This is a genomic window from Streptomyces sp. WAC 04229 (assembly GCF_003947455.1).
Lineage (GTDB): Bacteria > Actinomycetota > Actinomycetes > Streptomycetales > Streptomycetaceae > Streptomyces.
In genome coordinates this window covers 1-1,018 of the sequence record NZ_QHJH01000406.1, presented here as the reverse complement: position 1 = coordinate 1,018, position 1,018 = coordinate 1, and the positions used below count along the sequence as shown (strand labels likewise).

The window sequence follows — 1,018 nt, the reverse complement described above, 5'->3', positions numbered from 1 at the left end:
AGATGGGTATAAGAGCCAGGCGCCGCCGTCCTGGTCGCCGTACTCCCGTACCGCGCTGGTCCGCGACACCACGCGCCCCCGGTGCACCACGACGCGGCTGTACGCCAGGGACAGCGCCCCCGCCAGCCGGTCGCCGCGTACCGCGAGCAGCTCCGCGGGGAAACCGGCCTCCACCCGTACCTCGGGCAGGCCGAGCGCCGCCCGCGCCTCCGTGCTCACCGCCTCGTACGCGTCCTGAGGGCGCAGCCCGTGGCGTGAGGCGAGAAGGTACGCCGCCTCCAGCGGGTCGCCGCGCCCGACGGGGTTGGAGACGTCCCGGAGTGCGCCGCTCCCGGCGGCGACCCGGACCCCGGCCGCCCGCAGCAGCCGCACCGGAGCCGTGCCGTCGGGGTGATCGGCCGCGCCGCACGTGCCCTGCGGCAGGCAGACCACCGTCACGCCGGCCGCCGCGAGCTGTTCCGCGGCGCGGGAGGCGACCTCGGCCGGCAGCAGGCCGAGGCCCTCGCAGGGACCGAGGGCCACCCCGGGGCGCAGCCCGCCCGCCATGGCCGCCAGCCGGGCCAGCCGTGCCGGATCGGCCGCGTCCGTGTGCAGGTCGACCGGGCAGCCGTGCTCGGCCGCGACCTCCAGGACCGCCTCCACGTACCCCGTCGGGTCGGGGTCCAGGTCGGGGCACCCGCCCACCACGTCCGCGCCCATCTTGACCGCGTCCCGCAGCATCGCAAGACCGTCGGCCCCGGCCACGCCGGTCAGCACCCTCGGCATCGCCACCGTCGTCAGCTCGGCCAGACCGCGCAGCGAACGCCGCGCGCGCAGTACGGCGGTCAGCGCGCCCAGCCCCGCGACGTCGCCCACGCGCACGTGCGCCCGCAGCGCGGTCGCCCCGTGTCCGAGCTGGAGCAGGGCGGCCTCGGTGGCCCGGCGCTGGACGTCCTCGGGTTCGTAGGAGACGGGGCCCGGGACGTCGGCGGTCAGGGCCGTGTCGGGGTGGACGTGGGGTTCGGCGGGGGCGGGGAGC

The 1,018-nt window shown here is 78.1% G+C and carries 1 protein-coding gene; it reads right to left on the bottom strand.

Going from position 1 to position 1,018, the window contains the following annotated elements:
- A partial coding sequence (locus DMH12_RS38550; RefSeq protein ID WP_125495865.1) for a hydrolase occupies positions 1-1,018 on the bottom strand: 1,018 nt, incomplete at both ends.